15 protein-coding genes are annotated in these 16,413 nt (G+C 41.8%); 7 read left to right on the top strand and 8 right to left on the bottom strand.

The genetic code is table 11. From position 1 onward, the window contains the following. Window positions 1-62 precede the first annotated feature (62 nt). Both CKV74_RS05275 and pgtP read right to left on the bottom strand, forming a co-directional pair. On the bottom strand, window positions 63-2,594 hold the full coding sequence (locus CKV74_RS05275; protein WP_095176836.1) for a GDYXXLXY domain-containing protein: 2,532 nt from the start codon (window positions 2,592-2,594) through the stop codon (window positions 63-65). 125 nt (window positions 2,595-2,719) lie between these two features. Further along, window positions 2,720-4,051 carry a phosphoglycerate transporter protein PgtP gene (pgtP, locus tag CKV74_RS05270; protein ID WP_007242893.1) on the bottom strand — a complete coding sequence of 444 codons (1,332 nt, stop codon included), beginning with the start codon at window positions 4,049-4,051 and terminating at the stop codon, window positions 2,720-2,722. A 322-nt stretch (window positions 4,052-4,373) separates the two neighbouring features. Between pgtP and gloA the strand changes: the two genes are divergently transcribed. The 4 genes from gloA to priC all read left to right on the top strand — a co-directional run bounded on the left by gloA (window position 4,374) and on the right by priC (window position 7,671). Next, window positions 4,374-4,781 carry a lactoylglutathione lyase gene (gloA, locus tag CKV74_RS05265; RefSeq protein WP_007242966.1) on the top strand — a complete coding sequence of 136 codons (408 nt, stop codon included), beginning with the start codon at window positions 4,374-4,376 and terminating at the stop codon, window positions 4,779-4,781. A 10-nt stretch (window positions 4,782-4,791) separates the two neighbouring features. Next, the gene (gene rnt, locus CKV74_RS05260; protein ID WP_007243050.1) at window positions 4,792-5,463 is read left to right on the top strand and encodes a ribonuclease T; all 672 of its coding nucleotides are present in this window, start codon (window positions 4,792-4,794) and stop codon (window positions 5,461-5,463) included. A gap of 233 nt (window positions 5,464-5,696) precedes the next feature. Further along, window positions 5,697-7,049 (top strand): Na+/H+ antiporter family protein, encoded by a 1,353-nt coding sequence (locus CKV74_RS05255; protein WP_007242885.1) that lies wholly within the window; start codon window positions 5,697-5,699, stop codon window positions 7,047-7,049. 37 nt (window positions 7,050-7,086) lie between these two features. After that, window positions 7,087-7,671, top strand: a complete 585-nt coding sequence (priC, locus tag CKV74_RS05250; protein WP_095176835.1) for a primosomal replication protein PriC — start codon at window positions 7,087-7,089, stop codon at window positions 7,669-7,671. A gap of 125 nt (window positions 7,672-7,796) precedes the next feature. On the opposite strand, the gene era is transcribed toward priC, so the two are convergent. From era to lepA, 4 genes are read right to left on the bottom strand one after another with little or no spacing between them, the layout of a single operon-like run. Continuing rightward, the gene (gene era / locus CKV74_RS05245; protein WP_007242997.1) at window positions 7,797-8,699 is read right to left on the bottom strand and encodes a GTPase Era; all 903 of its coding nucleotides are present in this window, start codon (window positions 8,697-8,699) and stop codon (window positions 7,797-7,799) included. After that, window positions 8,699-9,406: a ribonuclease III gene (gene rnc, locus CKV74_RS05240; protein WP_007243025.1), complete on the bottom strand. Its 708-nt coding sequence runs from the start codon at window positions 9,404-9,406 to the stop codon at window positions 8,699-8,701. Before rnc ends, era begins: the two co-directional genes overlap by 1 nt. A gap of 2 nt (window positions 9,407-9,408) precedes the next feature. Then, window positions 9,409-10,461 (bottom strand): signal peptidase I, encoded by a 1,053-nt coding sequence (lepB, locus tag CKV74_RS05235; RefSeq protein ID WP_007242851.1) that lies wholly within the window; start codon window positions 10,459-10,461, stop codon window positions 9,409-9,411. Further along, the gene (gene lepA / locus CKV74_RS05230; RefSeq protein ID WP_007242850.1) at window positions 10,461-12,257 is read right to left on the bottom strand and encodes a translation elongation factor 4; all 1,797 of its coding nucleotides are present in this window, start codon (window positions 12,255-12,257) and stop codon (window positions 10,461-10,463) included. Before lepA ends, lepB begins: the two co-directional genes overlap by 1 nt. Window positions 12,258-12,423: 166 nt before the next feature. Here lepA and CKV74_RS10390 point away from each other — a divergent pair, with 166 nt between their 5' ends. Then, complete coding sequence (locus CKV74_RS10390) at window positions 12,424-12,939, top strand: surface-adhesin E family protein (RefSeq protein ID WP_123947611.1); 516 nt, start codon at window positions 12,424-12,426, stop codon at window positions 12,937-12,939. 33 nt (window positions 12,940-12,972) lie between these two features. Here CKV74_RS10390 and CKV74_RS05220 read toward each other — a convergent pair whose 3' ends face one another. Together CKV74_RS05220 and grcA are read right to left on the bottom strand one after the other, a co-directional pair. Then, window positions 12,973-13,572, bottom strand: coding sequence for a hypothetical protein (locus tag CKV74_RS05220; RefSeq protein ID WP_007242965.1), 600 nt, complete (start codon window positions 13,570-13,572; stop codon window positions 12,973-12,975). Between the two features lie 120 nt (window positions 13,573-13,692). Beyond that, window positions 13,693-14,076: an autonomous glycyl radical cofactor GrcA gene (gene grcA / locus CKV74_RS05215; protein WP_007242872.1), complete on the bottom strand. Its 384-nt coding sequence runs from the start codon at window positions 14,074-14,076 to the stop codon at window positions 13,693-13,695. A 252-nt stretch (window positions 14,077-14,328) separates the two neighbouring features. Between grcA and ung the strand changes: the two genes are divergently transcribed. Both ung and CKV74_RS05205 read left to right on the top strand, forming a co-directional pair. Continuing rightward, window positions 14,329-14,988 (top strand): uracil-DNA glycosylase, encoded by a 660-nt coding sequence (gene ung, locus CKV74_RS05210; RefSeq protein WP_007242820.1) that lies wholly within the window; start codon window positions 14,329-14,331, stop codon window positions 14,986-14,988. Window positions 14,989-15,152: 164 nt separating this feature from the next. Continuing rightward, a complete protein-coding gene (locus tag CKV74_RS05205) occupies window positions 15,153-16,151 on the top strand; it encodes a DUF4424 family protein (RefSeq protein WP_095176834.1) in 999 nt (332 codons plus the stop codon). Window positions 16,152-16,413 lie beyond the last annotated feature (262 nt).

Below are 16,413 nucleotides of genomic sequence, written 5' to 3'. Positions count from 1 at the left end.
CTCTGAAATTTGATGGGGCGTTTATGGAGCTCAAAAAAGGCGGGAAGCATTTCCTGCCTTTTTTATAACCCTTGCAAGTTCTTGTCCAGTAATCGGGCTAACAATACAATGCCGTTTTTAAAACGATATTCCGCATACTGGGCTTGCGCATAATAGGCACCTTTCCCCTCCGCAAAAAAATAATCCTGACTCGGTAAACGCATTCGCCAATATCCATATTTCACCGGCAAATAAACATCCGGTGTACAATCGGCAAAGTCACTTGGTGGCGTTCCGCTTACCGCACAAAGGCCGGCCAGATTATTAGCATCTAACTTCAGCAACAAATAAGCTTGCTGTTCCTCCTCTTTCAATTCATCAGAAAGTAGCTCGGTACGGCTCTGCAAGTCATCTAAAATAGCATAATGCAATGTCATATAATCGCCTTGCATCAATGAACGCGGATCCACTGGTGCAATTTCCAAAATAATCGATTTGCCTGTCGCCAACACATCTTCAAACTGCTGCACTTTATAGTTAACAGCACCCAGTAAGCAAATCACGAAAGCGCCAACCAGCCCCATCGTTCTTTTGAAAACAGGCGGATATTCAAGCGAATGTTGCGATACGGTTCTATAGCGCATATGTAAATATAAGGCTACCACTGCAAAAATCGCTGCAAAGCCCACCAGCAATAACCCTTTATACAATAACGGAATAGTTAATTGATAATAAAATAAGCCTAAATACCCAATAAAGAGGAAAACTAATAAGCCAAAGAAAGCCCGACTTTCCGTCCAGTAAACCAGTAACAATAATGCGCTTAAATACAAAATTGGCGGCACGCCGATAAAGCCTAAAACAAATAAACTTAAAGCCGATGCAATCAGCAAGGTTTCCAGAGACAAACCGGCATGCCGACGATTAAACAGCATATAGGTAATCAAGGGTAAAGCGCAGGTCAACAAATATAAAACATGGACAAAATCAAACTCAAAGGTTAACCAGAATTGGCCTGTCACCACTTGCAATAGGCTATTGATATTATCTATTACCGATGCATCTGTATTCTCTGCAAGTCCTGTAAAATCGATGCCATACCAGCGAAAAAAGCGTGCATAGGCCATTGGTAATAGGCTACCTAAACCGAATATTACCATTCCCCAAGCAATCGGTTTTAAGTGTAGGCGCCAAGGCTGTTCAGCGCCTAACACATAATAAAATAGCAACACAGAAGCCACTAATAGCAATTGATTAAACCAACTATTGCCATAAAAAAAGGTAGAAAAGTACATATCGTAGGTAATCTGCCAGTATGTCAGTAGCTGTATCACCAACAACGCCCGCACCAGCATATTCGGTATAATTCGATAATTAATGATAATAATCAGGGTAAAAATCAATGCGGCCATCCAAAGGGCGAGATTTAAGGAATCCTTGATGTTCTCACCAAATTGAATAAACAAATAAAAACCTAAAAAACTATTACCGATTAAGAAAAACAACCCCGCAAAAATATTTACATTGAGATTTTGCTCTCTACCGGATATCACGCCCCAAGCAATACCAAATAAAAGAACCCCAAAAATTAATGTGTTATTTTCGCCCCAATCTAAGGTAAAAAATAACCAAATTCCTCCCGTCATAACGCCCTGTAAAATAGCCAGCGACAATAAGATTGCAATTACCCAAGGAAGCTTTTTATTTTCTGGGTGTTCTTTCCTATGGGCTTTCACTAACCAACCGATCCCATATAGGGTTAGAATGAAACTTAACAGGCCAAAAAATAGTATCCCTTCAATGCCATAAATAAAAATAGAAGTAACCAGGAAATAAGGCGCAACCAAGGCAAGAATGGAAACCACTAAGTTGAATAAATCAAAGCGGTATTTCCGGTACACATAAAGAGCAATCAAGGCAGGAATAGCAAGTAACAATGCGCTCAGTAATGAACGACCAACATCATCGCTTGCATAAATATCAAAATACATGCCATTGACCATCATCAGCGCAAACAAACTCGCAAACGTCAGAGATAAAAATACCTTAGGTAAAATATGCCAATGTTGATCATGTAATTTTTCGCTGAATATCTCAGACAACACAAGTAATCCTGCATTAATCAGCACCGCACAGCCCATTGGGAGCACATGCTGTGAGACCTGGGCATAAAATAAATAAAACGCAATATTGGTAGTGGCAGCCAATAATAATGAAGACGCCACATTCGGGAATAACAATAAAAACGGCAACTGACAAAGCGACCACAAAGCAAACAATTGCCAAGCATTCGCACCGGTTTGATAAGTTTGTCCAACCAATGCAAACAGGCCGCCAAGCATAACGGATGCTACAAAAAATGCGCTATAAGTTTGCCATTTAATTGTATCTTTTGCCTGTCTGCGACTTTCCCGAAGAAAGCAATAGCCCCCCAATAAAACCGTCAAGCCAAATAAGCTTTGCAGACCATAGATTTTGCTTAAATCGGAAAAATAATCCCAATTCGCCGCGATTAACGTCACAATCCCACTGGTAACAAATCCCAGCGTCAATAATAAAAAGAGCAAAGTTAAATAGCGTTGCCAAGAAAGATTAAAAAGACCTGTTGCGCTCATTGCTTTTCCTTCTTCTATCAATAAATTAGCGCCATTCTGCCAAACTTTAAAAGAAATAGATATCCAAAAAAAATGCGGCTAAATCCTTAGATTTAGCCGCATTTTCATTTAATGCTAATTAATGCTTATTTAGCGGAATTCGGTTTATGTAATAAGGTGAAGGCGATGAAGCCGAAACCAAAGAAACAAGAAACGATCAGCGCATAGAAGCCGCCGTCCCAACCAAATAAGTCGACTAATTTACCCATCACATAACCGGCACTGGCAGAACCTAATAAGTAACCGAATAAACCGGTTAAGCCAGTTGCTGTACCTGTAGCAACACGTGGTACTAAGTCTGCAGCTTGTAAACCGATCATCATTACCGGACCGTAAATTAAGAAACCGATAGCGACAAGACAAATATTATCCACTAATGGATTGCCCGCCGGATTTTTCCAGTACACAACTATCGCAATTAATACGCCGGTAAGGAATAATAACATCGGTGGTGCACGGTGGCCTTTAAACACTTTATCGCTTAAATAACCGCTCGCTAACATACCGAAGATACCGGCATATTCATAAAGGAAATACGCCCAGCTTTGTTTATCCACGGAGAAGTGTTTGACTTCTTTTAGATAGGTCGGAGCCCAGTCGATAATGCCGTAACGAATGAAATACACAAACACGTTGGCCAACGCAATTGCCCATAAGAATTTGTTATTGATGATGTATTTCATAAAAATGTCTTTAGAGGAAAGGGTGTGTGCAGATTCCACTTTTTCCACCACTTTCTCGCCTTTCCATTCATCTACCGGCGGTAACCCTTGGGATTCCGGCGTATCACGCATCAAGTAGAACATAATGAAGGCCAACACAATCGCAATCAACGCAGGTAAATAGAACAAGGATTGCCATACCCCAAAGAGAGATAGACCGAGGATCGCTAATGGGCCGATTAAACCACCACCTAAGTTATGCGATACGTTCCACCAACTCCACCACACACCGCGTTCGGAAACGGAGAACCAGTTGGTCATAGTTTTAGCACCCGGTGGATATCCCATGCCTTGGAACCAGCCATTCAATGCGGCCAAGATAATCATCAATGGAATTGAAGAAAGCACGCCCGGTACCAAACCGAAAATCAAGCTAACCAGTGCAGAACCTAACAAACCGATAGTAATAAAGTATTTCGGGTTACTGCGGTCGGAAACATTCCCCATGATGAACTTACTAAAACCGTAAGCCAATGATAATGCTACCCCTACTGTACCTAAATCAGCTTTAGTAAAGCCATATTCGTCAATGAGGTACGGAATCGCTAAAGAAAAGTTTTTGCGGATAAGATAATAGGCCGCATAACCGATAAATACGCCGGCAAATACCTGCCAACGCAATTTTTTATACTCAGCGTCAGTACGGGAACTTTCAATTCTCGGCGCCGGCGGTGAGGCTTTCAAAAATGCAAACATCTTGTGCTCTCCTGAAATGGTTAATAAATGAATTGTCATACCTTAAAAGGGTCGGACTGGCGCAAAATAACAAAAGCTTTTTTCAAAATAAATATTTTCTTGACTCTTATCGCACTAAATGAGTAGGAATTAACCAAATTTTCCGAATAACATGCTCTCCGTCAATTTTTCCTACTAACGCCCTCTCCAAAAAATACGTTTTCTCAAAAACAGCATCCAACCCATTGATTTTATTAATATTTGATTTAAAAACTGAGTTTTCGTCTTAGTCAGACTAATTCTGTGCTATAATCCGCGCCATTTTCATTCCCAGGAGGTTATTATGCGAATTTTACATACCATGTTACGGGTCGGCGATTTAGAGCGCTCCATTAAGTTTTATCAAGAAGTGTTAGGCATGCGTTTATTGCGCACTAGCGAAAATCCGGAATATCAATATTCTTTGGCATTCTTAGGCTACGATGATGAGGACAAAGCATCTGTGCTTGAACTGACTTATAACTGGGGCGTCAGTGAATACGAGCTTGGTACGGCTTACGGGCATATCGCGATCGGAGTCGATGACATTTACGCCACCTGCGAGGCGGTGCGTGCCAGTGGCGGCAAAGTCACCCGCGAAGCTGGGCCGGTTAAAGGTGGCAACACCGTCATCGCTTTTGTAGAAGATCCGGACGGCTACAAAATCGAATTTATTGAAAACAAAAGTGCCAAAGCAGCTCTAGGCAACTAAAGGAGCGCACGTGTCAGAAAGTGCCGAAATCCCTTACTATCACCAATTAAAAAATCGCTTTCGCGGTTATTTCCCGGTCATTATCGACGTGGAAACCGCCGGTTTTAATGCGCAAACCGATGCACTCTTAGAGTTGGCGGCCATCACCTTAAAAATGGATGAAAATGGTAATTTACAACCTGATCAAAAATGCCATTTTCATATCGAACCCTTTGCCGGCGCCAATATCAATCCCGATTCATTAAAATTTAACGGCATTGATATTCATAATCCGCTGCGTGGCGCAGTATCTGAACTGGATGCCATCACCGGATTATTCCAAATGGTGCGGCGGGCGCAAAAAGCGGCGGATTGTCAGCGTTCGATTATCGTGGCGCATAACGCGGCTTTTGACCAAAGCTTTGTTATGGCGGCAGCTGAGCGTACCGGTGTGAAGCGCAATCCGTTCCATCCATTTGGAATGTTCGATACGGCCAGTCTAGCGGGTTTGATGTTCGGTCAGACGGTGTTAGTGAAAGCCTGCCAAGCCGCACACATTCCCTTTGATGGCAAACAGGCACACTCTGCGCTGTACGATACTGAGCGAACCGCCGAACTATTTTGCTATATGGTCAATCATCTCAAAGCACTCGGTGGTTTTCCCCATCTAGCGGAAAATCCATCGACGCCCGAACAAGAGTAAGTTAAAGCGGGATTACTGCCCGCCTTTCTCTTTTTGCAACCAACCCTAATAAAATCAATGGATTAGATGCCATTTTTAAGAAAACGTATTTTTTCACGGGGGCGTTTTTGTAAAAGCCTCTGACAAAAGGTGCGGGATGCCTTGCAATCGTTTGCATTTTCCCGTAACTTAACCCCGTATTCCCCGCCCCTTAAGCTCTCTTGGGGCTTTTCTGTTACTTTAAGGAACAAACAATGCTAACGAATCCCGTGGTGCTTTCGATTATTATTCTATTAGTCCTAAGCCTATTACGAATTAATGTGGTGATTTCCTTAGTAATTTCGGCTTTAGCAGCCGGTTTGCTAGGTAATTTAGGTTTGAGTAAAACCATCGAAGCCTTTACCGGTGGCTTAGGTGGCGGTGCCGAAGTGGCAATGAACTACGCTATGTTAGGTGCTTTTGCGGTGGCGATTTCCAAATCGGGAATTACCGATTTGATCGCTTATAAAATCATTACCAAAATGAATAAAACCCCAAGCGGCCACAATTTAGCTATCTTTAAATATGTGATGCTCGGTGTGTTGGTGTTATTCGCCATTTCCTCACAAAACCTAATTCCGGTACACATCGCCTTTATTCCAATCGTCATTCCTCCACTTTTGGCGATTTTTAATCGTCTTAAAATCGACCGTCGCGCAGTTGCCTGTGTGCTAACCTTTGGTTTGACGGCAACTTATATGCTTTTACCGGTGGGTTTTGGGAAAATCTTTATCGAAAGTATTTTGGTGAAAAATATTAATCAGGTGGGTGCCTCTTTAGGTATCTCGACCAACGTTGCACAGGTTTCTCTGGCAATGGCATTACCGGTAACCGGGATGATTTTAGGCCTATTAACGGCAGTATTTTTCAGCTATCGCAAACCACGCGAATATGCAGTAACACAAGCAGAACCAACGGCTGATGAAATTAAGCAGCATATTGCGAATATTCAGCCACGCCAAATCTATGCCAGCTTATTTGCTATTGTGGCGACCTTCGCGACTCAATTGGTGACCAGTTCAACCATTATCGGTGGTTTAGTCGGTTTATTTATTTTCGCGATTGCCGGTGTATTCCATTTGAAAGAAAGTAACGATATTTTCCAACAAGGTTTACGCTTGATGGCAATGATCGGTTTTGTGATGATTGCTGCATCAGGTTTTGCCAATGTCATTAATACGACTACAGGTGTAACCGAATTGGTTGACTCCCTTTCCAATGGTGTGGTGCAAAGCCGTGGCGTAGCTGCATTCTTAATGTTGCTAGTCGGTTTATTGATTACCATGGGTATCGGCTCTTCCTTCTCTACCGTGCCGATTATTACCTCAATTTATATCCCACTTTGCTTATCCTTTGGTTTTTCACCGCTTGCGACTATTTCCATCGTGGGGGTTGCTGCGGCCTTAGGTGATGCGGGTTCACCGGCTTCCGACTCCACTCTTGGGCCGACATCGGGCTTGAACGTGGACGGTAAACACGACCATATTTGGGACTCCGTTGTACCAACCTTTATTCACTACAACATCCCGTTGTTGCTTTTTGGTTGGATTGCCGCCATGACGCTTTAATCATATAATCCCCGCGCGTAACCGCGGGGATTTTTTTATGCAGCAACAACAGCTTATTCAACGCTTGGAAGAAAAATTACAGGCGCTTTTTCAAACCTTTCCAACCGATAGCAAAATGCCAATTTTTGTGCGTTTTGATCGGAGTTTATTCAGCGAAGATTTTCAGGACTTGGCTTTCTATCGTCAGGAAATCGAACAAACCTTTGCCTATTTAAAATCCCTTGATACCTTGTCTGCAGAACAATTCGCCTTTATTACCACCCGTTTAAGTGCACAATGTGCCGCGTTAAGTGATGCCTTACGTCCTAAAAGCAAACCTACCGCACCGTTAAATCCGATTAATAGCAAGCCTGTCGAGTCAAGCAAAGCAGCTGATCCGGTACATAAGCTACCACCGCGCGAACGCTTGGAAAAATATTATGAGGCTTTACGCCAGCTGAATGAGAAAATTGATGAATGCCGTGATGCGGCACAATTTGCCAATGATGAAGCTATCCGTGAATTGGCATTAAAGCGTAAGGCTCAATACAAGCTGCGCCGCACCAAATGTCTTGATGCAATTGAATTATTAGAAGCCTATTTAGCATTTAAAGAAGAAAAAACAGAAAAGGAAATACTATAATAAATAAAGCGGAAAGCCCGAAAGGCCTTCCGCTTTTAATATACCAACTTGTTGGCTTGAGTCGGGTTACTGATTACATCGCCTAAGCAAGCATCAATTTAAATAAGAGATAGAAACTATGCTTTCTAATCGTCCATATAGCCTAAGCTTCTCAACGCCCGTTCATCATCTGCCCAACCGGATTTCACTTTAACCCAGAGTTCAAGGTGAACCTTATTATCGAAAAGCCGTTCCATATCGGCTCGAGCTTCGGTACCAATGGTTTTGATCTTTTGACCATGGTGGCCGATGACCATTTTCTTTTGCCCTTCACGTTCCACTAAAATCAAGCCATTGATCTCATAGGTACCACGTTCATTTACTTTAAACTGCTCAATCTCCACAGTAACGGAATAAGGCAATTCATCACCAGTAAAACGCATGAGTTTTTCACGAATAATTTCCGAAGCCATAAAACGCTGTGAGCGGTCAGTGACATAATCCTCAGGAAAATGATGCACACCGACACGCAAGGATTGGCGCACAATTTTCTCAATTTCATCCACGTTAGTGCCCTTTTCAGCAGACATGGGAATCACATGGGCAAAATCATATTTCGCGGTTAACTCGGTAATAAACGGCAGGAGCTCGTCTTTGTTTTTAATATTGTCCACTTTATTGATAGCCAACAACACCGGGGTTTTGGCATTACGTAATTTGTTCAAGACCATTTCATCGTCAGTAGTCCAATGGGTACCATCTACCACGAAAATAATCAGATCCACATCACCGATAGCGGAACTGGCCGCACGATTCATTAAGCGGTTAATCGCACGTTTTTCTTCGATATGCAACCCTGGAGTATCCACATAGATCTCCTGATATGCTCCTTCCGTTTTAATACCAACAATGCGGTGACGGGTGGTTTGTGCTTTACGTGAAGTAATTGAAATTTTTTGCCCTAAAATCTTATTAAGCAAAGTGGATTTGCCCACGTTAGGCCGTCCAACAATGGCGATAAAGCCGCAATAGGTTTCGTTTGCTGTCATTAGTTTATCTCCAGTAGCTTAAGGATTTGTTCGGCAGCAGCCTGTTCGGCTTTACGCCGGCTGCTCCCCTTCGCGACGAAGCTGTCATTATCTGCCAATTTAGTCGGTTTAGCCCCTTTATTATCTTCGTTTACCGTACAACGCACGGTAAATTCCTGACAATGGGCCTCCCCTTGAATATCAATGACTTCATAGGTCGGTAATGGAAAACGTTTGGCCTGCAAATATTCCTGCAGACGCGTTTTTGGATCTTTTTGATTATCGCCCGGCTTGATTTCCGCCAACATCTTTTGATACCAAGTCCGCACAACATTTGCTGCGGCTTCAAAATTACTATCCAAGGACATGGCTCCGATAATCGCTTCAACGCAGTCGGCAAGAATCGATTCCCGACGGAATCCACCGCTTTTTAATTCACCGGAACCAAGCTTCATATAGTCGCCTAACGTAAAATCCCGCGCCAAAATGGCTAAGGTAGGCTCGCGTACCAAAGTGGCACGCATGCGGCTTAATTCCCCCTCATTACAACGAGGAAAGCGTTGATATAAGGCTTCGGCAATCACATAATTCAGAATAGAATCACCTAAAAATTCCAAACGCTCATTGTGATGATGGGCGGCACTACGGTGCGTCAGCGCCAATTTTAAAAGGTCCTGAGTAGCGAAGTGATAACCGATTTTTCGTTCTAATCTATCTAATGCACTCATGACTAATTAATTCTTTTGAAGAAACGCTCGAAACGGAATCCTGTTGGCCATTCATTCGCTTGTTTATCCAAACTCATCCAAATATAGGTCGCTTTACCAACGATATTGCGTTCCGGTACAAAACCCCAAAAACGGCTATCATCGCTGTGATCGCGGTTATCTCCCATGACAAAATATTGACCTTCCGGTACAACCCACTCACCAGCCGGTAAATCATCTTGTGGATAAAATTCCATACCGGAATAACGACGATAAGGATCTAACAAAATGGCATGGGTCACATCGCCAACCTCAATAAATTCCAAGTCATTTGGAAAGTCCGGATTCGCTGGTTGTGGTTGATATTCAAAACTATGGGTTTGGCAAGCGACTTCACAAGGTTTACCGTCTTTACCGTAGGTAATAGTGAGATGTTTGCTATCGATATCAAAACTAATACGATCGCCACCAATACCGACAATTCGTTTAATATAATCAACCCCGGACATGTTATGTTTCTCGGTTAAAGCTAGGTTATCTGCATAGGCGGCGCGACCTGAACCTAATGCGGTACGCAACAATGCCTGCTGCGGAGCTTTAAACACAATCACATCACCACGTTGCGGTTTATTTCCTTCAATTAAGGTATTTTGCAAAATCGGATCTTTAACCCCGTAGGCATATTTATTCACGACTAAAAAGTCACCAACTCGCAACGTAGATTCCATGGAACCGGAAGGAATTTGGAATGGCTCAAATAAAAAAGAGCGCACCAAAAACACCAATGCTAATACAGGAAATAATGATGAAAGAAATTCACTACCTTCGGAAATTGGGGCTACCGCTAATTTTTCCTCATCACTCAAACTTTTTCCTGAACGTTGTTCGGCACGGGCGATTTGACGACGGCGATGCGGTGCATCAACAAAGCGTTGATAACACCAAAATACACCACAAATAACAGTAAGTACTAATAACAGAATACTAAAGGTGTTTGGCAGCTGATAGGAGTCTAAAACCTTCCAGGCAATAAATCCGACGATCAGCAACAACACAAAAAATACATTTGACTTCATTACTTATCCTTCCCCACATGCAAAATAGCTAAAAATGCTTCCTGTGGTACTTCTACGTTACCTAGGGACTTCATCCGTTTTTTACCCTCTTTCTGTTTCTGTAAGAGTTTTTTCTTACGGCTAACGTCACCGCCATAACATTTCGCCAATACGTTTTTACGCAATTGTTTAACGGTTGAACGGGCAATTATATGATTACCAATCGCAGCTTGAATTGCGATATCGAATTGTTGACGTGGAATGAGTTCACGCATTTTTTCAACCAATTCACGACCGCGATAAGGCGCATTATCCTTATGGACAATTAACGCTAAAGCATCTACACGATCGCCATTAATCATAATATCTACGCGTACCATATCGGCTGCTTGGAAGCGCTTGAAACCATAATCCAAGGAAGCGTAACCACGTGAGGTAGATTTTAAACGGTCGAAGAAATCCAATACCACCTCGCCCATTGGAATTTCATAGGTTAATGCGATTTGGTTACCGTGATACACCATATTGGTTTGCACCCCACGTTTTTCTACACAAAGGGTTATCACATTGCCCAAAAATTCCTGTGGCACTAACATATTACATTCAGCAATCGGCTCGCGAATTTCCGAAATATTATTCAATGGTGGCAATTTTGCCGGGCTATCCACATAAATCACTTCACCATTGGTCATTTCCACTTCGTAAATTACTGTCGGCGCAGTGGTAATCAAATCAAGATCATATTCACGTTCCAAACGCTCTTGAATGATCTCCATATGCAAAAGACCTAAGAAACCGCAACGGAAACCAAAGCCTAGAGCTGTAGAGTTTTCTGGTTCATAGAACAAGGAAGCATCATTAAGACTTAATTTACCCAAGGCATCACGGAAAGCCTCATAATCATCGGAGCTTACCGGGAAGAGTCCTGCATACACCTGTGGTTTTACTTTTTTAAAGCCCGGTAACACGTGGCTTGCCGGATTATGTTGATGAGTTAAGGTATCGCCTACTGGTGCGCCTAAAATATCTTTAATCGCACACACAACCCAACCAACTTCGCCGGTATTTAACACCGTTGTGTCCTCTTGTTTCGGGGTGAAAATGCCTAAACGATCCACGTTGTAAGCCTGTCCTGTGGACATCACTTTGATCTTATCGCCCTTACGCAATACACCATTCTTAATTCGAACCAAAGACACTACACCTAAGTAGTTGTCAAACCAAGAGTCAATAATGAGAGCTTGCAATGGCGCATTAGGATCACCTTCCGGCGCCGGAATTTTCGCCACAATTTCTTCTAGTACATCCTCGATACCAACACCTGTTTTCGCCGAGCAGCGCACTGCATCCATGGCATCGATTCCCACAATATCTTCAATTTCTTCAGCAACTCGTTCCGGATCGGCTGCGGGTAAGTCGATTTTGTTTAAAATCGGCACCACTTCCAAATTCATTTCAATAGCTGTATAGCAGTTTGCCAGGGTCTGCGCTTCCACGCCCTGTCCGGCATCCACCACTAACAATGCACCCTCACAAGCAGCAAGCGAACGGGACACTTCATAGGAAAAGTCCACATGTCCTGGTGTATCGATAAAGTTTAATTGATAGGTTTCGCCATCTTTAGCTTGATAATTTAAGGTTACACTTTGGGCCTTAATGGTAATTCCACGTTCACGCTCAAGTTCCATAGAATCTAAAACCTGAGCCTCCATTTCTCGATCAGAAAGGCCTCCACAGGTTTGAATCAAACGGTCGGAAAGCGTGGATTTACCATGGTCAATATGGGCAATAATAGAAAAGTTGCGAATATTCTTCATAAACAGATTGGTTTTCTCGAAATCATAAAATTTAACTGGCGGATTCTACCCGAAAAGCGCGTAAATCGCTAGAACGAAAGGGAAAGAGGGGCGATTTTTTATTTAATCACATGATAGAATGCCGAACCTTAATTCCCCATTTTTCTCCGTATAACGAACGTCTATTATGAAAAATTTTATTGCACTAATACTCATTCTGTTTACTTGTGTTAGCTGCTCGAAAACGTCATCGTTACAAGTCCAGGAGACATCTCGACAAGGAAGATTTTTACTGATATTACCAGGCGAAAATCCGGTTTATTTAGATAGATCAAGTATTCGCATCAATCCAAATAATGCGAATGAATTGGTCTATTACACAATAACCAATATAAATTCGTCTGATCCCGATACGAAAGGTACATCAATGAAAAATTTGATGTCGTTAAATTGTGCCCAAAAAATATCCGTACTTAATGTAGACGAGCGACTTGAAATATATACCCAATTTTTTGCCAAGGGAGAAAAATTGCTAGATATCCCGGAAAAAGCGACGCGTACAGATATGAAAGATGAGATTTCCCCTTTATCCCTTATGTCGGCCGCTGTTTGTCAAGATGCGGGGAAAGCATTTGGGAATAACCCAAATGCCCTTAACGAAATGCATGAAAGATTAGCAAAACAGAAAAATAAAATTAAGTAAACATAGCCTCTTATCGTTAAGAGGCTAACCGCTTTATTTCACTTTAAAGTGTTCTTTAAGCGCTTCTAAAAAGCCATTGAACTGATGGTCGGCTTTATCCTTCCGTACACATTGCCCTTCATACTTTTTGTCTGCAAATTGAACAACCGTAAACTTATCTTTTGAATATTTAGTGACTTGTACCTCAATACTATCTTCTTGGCCAATACCAGCAGAATAAACACTAAAAGCTTTTGCCTCAATATCCTTAAAGCTCTTCGTACGTTGCAATTTTGCAAAAGTATCAGAATAAATTAAACGTTGTGCGCTTTGCTTTTTCAATTTATAAGTCAAATGGTTATTATCAAAAATCCAAGTACCATGACTAATGGTCAGATATTTTAATGGCGAGTGAAAATAGTCTTTAATTGAAGAATCAGCGTATCGATTTAAACTATGATCAAAAATAAAGTTCTCATCTTTTACCGTACCATCCGCCCGCAAATAGAGTAAATCAACGGTTCCCACTCCGATGTTTTCATACTTCATTGTGCAGGACCATTCTCCCACAAAATCTTGCTTTGACAAATTTGACGGAACTGATGAACAGGCCGCCAACGCAAGAATTACAGTGCTTAAAATTAATTTTTTCATAAATCCCCCTTGTTATTAAGAGGAGTTATTCTACACAAAATAACAAGGACACAGTCAAATTTTAGATAAAACAAAACCCCGAATGGCTTCGGGGTTTTTATTCTTTTATGCGGACTGAAATTATAAGCTTTCAGTGAAAGTACGAGTAATAACGTCGCGTTGTTGTTCTGGAGTTAAAGAGTTGAAACGTACTGCGTAACCAGAAACACGGATAGTTAATTGTGGATATTTATCCGGATTGTTTACCGCGTCTTCTAAAGTTTCACGACGTAACACGTTTACGTTTAAGTGTTGACCACCTTCAACTTTAACGGTTGGCGCAACGTCAACCGGTAATTCGCGATATTCGATTTGACCTAGTTCGCTTACTGCAACAACTTGGTCTTCTGCGAAATCGCCTTTAGCAACTAAGCAACGCGCTTCGTTAGTTTCGCTGTCAAGTAACCAGAAAGAATTGAGCAAATTGTCATTTGCCGCTTGAGTAATTTGAATACCTTTAATCATAAAGTGCCTCCTCTAGATGGGCGAGTGTAAAATAACCAAAAACTGAGCGAATTTTATCAAAGAATTTTAAAACTTCAAATTATTTTGACCAAAAACAATTTCTTTTTTCCTACATTTTTTGTGGATTTGATCTAAATTAAGGTTTAAACCACAAATCCCTCTAAACACAAGAGGATAATTAACATTTACTTAACATTTTCCAAGCAAAATCCCTTCGTTTATAATGCCCAAAACTTATCTTGAGGAGTTTCCATGAAAACTTGGCATGATGTGCTTGGCACAGAAAAACAGCAACCCTATTTTCAACATATTCTACAACAGGTCGCCGCTGCGCGGGCGCAAGGTAAAACGATTTACCCACCTCATGCTGATGTGTTTAATGCCTTCAGTTTTACTCCCCTAGAAAATGTCAAAGTGGTTATTCTCGGTCAAGATCCCTACCATGGCCCCAATCAGGCCCATGGTTTGGCCTTTTCGGTACAACCGGGAGTTGCTATCCCTCCTTCCTTATTAAACATGTATAAAGAACTGCAACAGGACATTCCGGGCTTCCAGATGCCGGCTAACGGTGATTTGCGTTACTGGGCCGAACAGGGCGTACTCCTACTAAATACGGTGCTTACCGTGGAACGAGGGCTCGCCCATTCCCATGCTAAATTCGGTTGGGAAACCTTCACTGATCGAGTCATTGCCGCATTAAACGAACATAAGGAAAATTTAGTCTTTCTACTCTGGGGGAGCCACGCCCAGAAAAAAGGACAATTTATTGATCGAAACCGCCACTACGTGCTCTGTGCGCCCCATCCTTCACCGTTATCTGCACACCGTGGTTTTTTCGGTTGTCATCATTTTTCTAAAACCAATCAATACTTACTCGCACATGGGCAAACGCCAATTGATTGGCAAATTTAGATTTTTAAGCAAACAATAATAAAATCAATAACTTACATACCGTTTTAGCAAAAACTTTTATTTTCAAGGGGGCGTTCGTATAACGCCTCTTTTATTTTGTTGTGTGTTAAAGTCCGTTTCTGATAAATTTCGTCAAAATTATTCATCATCTCCCCTGGTTCCATATGAAAAAATTACTCATATTTGCTGTCCTTTGTATGCCCTTTGCCACTCAAGCCAACGATAGCGTCGGCACTGTTTCCACCGGTGGTGTGGAATATATAAAAAATGAGCATATTGCTATGCAAAAAGAAAACCTGTTTATCAGCCAAAAGCAAATTAAGGTTGAATATGAGTATCGCAATCTGACCGACCAAGACATTACCGAAACCGTGCTATTTCCCTTGCCGGAGGTCATGCTGGGCGATTATGGTGATTTTGCCGACCCCCAAAGTTTAATCAATTCCTTTAAAATTTATGCTGATGGTAAAGAAATTAAACCGCAAACCCATGTGCGGGCATTTTTTTACGAAACTCAACATGCCGATAATGGAGAAAAAAAAGAGCTGATTTCCCATGATGTGACTGATATTCTCCGCGCCTGCGGTCTCACCGAACAAGAATTGATGGAACCTTGGTTACGCAAATCGACTGTGGCAGATAAAAAAATCCTGCAATGTCAGGATCCGCGTCTTGCTAAATTTAATTATAAAGATAGTGATGGCGACGATAATGTTATTTGGGGTGGACAAATTATTTATAGCTGGCCACAAACCTTTAAAGCTAACGCTATTACCACCATTCACCACGAATATGCGCCCTTAGTTGGCGGTGGCATGTGGCTCTCCGGCTTAATCAATTTTACAGATTTTGCCGATAAATTTTGTACCGATGCCGCATTTAAACGCGCGGTTAAAGCCAAAGAATCTCAAGGCATCTATTACCGAGAGCTCGGTTACATTCTCAAAACCGGCGCCAACTGGGCAAAACCCATTGCCGATTTCACGCTCACCATTGAGAAACCCAAAAATCAGCTTGTTTCTTTTTGCTGGAAAGGTCAAGGTGAAGTGAAAAAAGTACTGCAAAATGACAAAGTCGTGCAATTCCAAGTGAAAGAAAAAGATTTTCTACCAAAGCATAATTTAGATGTCATCTATGGTATCGATCCTAAATATTTTGACTAATCTAAATTAACTGCTCGCATACGACACGACCGCTCTTTAGCGGTCGTTGTCTTTTTATCGTCCACATTGGTCGTTGGCAGCTCCAAATGAGCTAAACGAGTGCCACAAAAGTCTTTTTTAAGACTATCAATAAAATCAATAACTTAGCTTGTGTTTTTAGAAAAACTTTGATTTTTATTGGGGCGTTGGGAGATATTATCGAGACAGAATAAAAATAATACATGGCTTTTCCTAAAGTTTTGTGCTACTTCGTGCTATCCTT

This window comes from Haemophilus pittmaniae (genome assembly GCF_900186995.1).
Classification (GTDB): Bacteria; Pseudomonadota; Gammaproteobacteria; order Enterobacterales; family Pasteurellaceae; genus Haemophilus_D; species Haemophilus_D pittmaniae.
The sequence above is the reverse complement of the archived record's forward strand: the minus strand, read 5'-3'. Positions and strand labels throughout refer to the sequence as shown.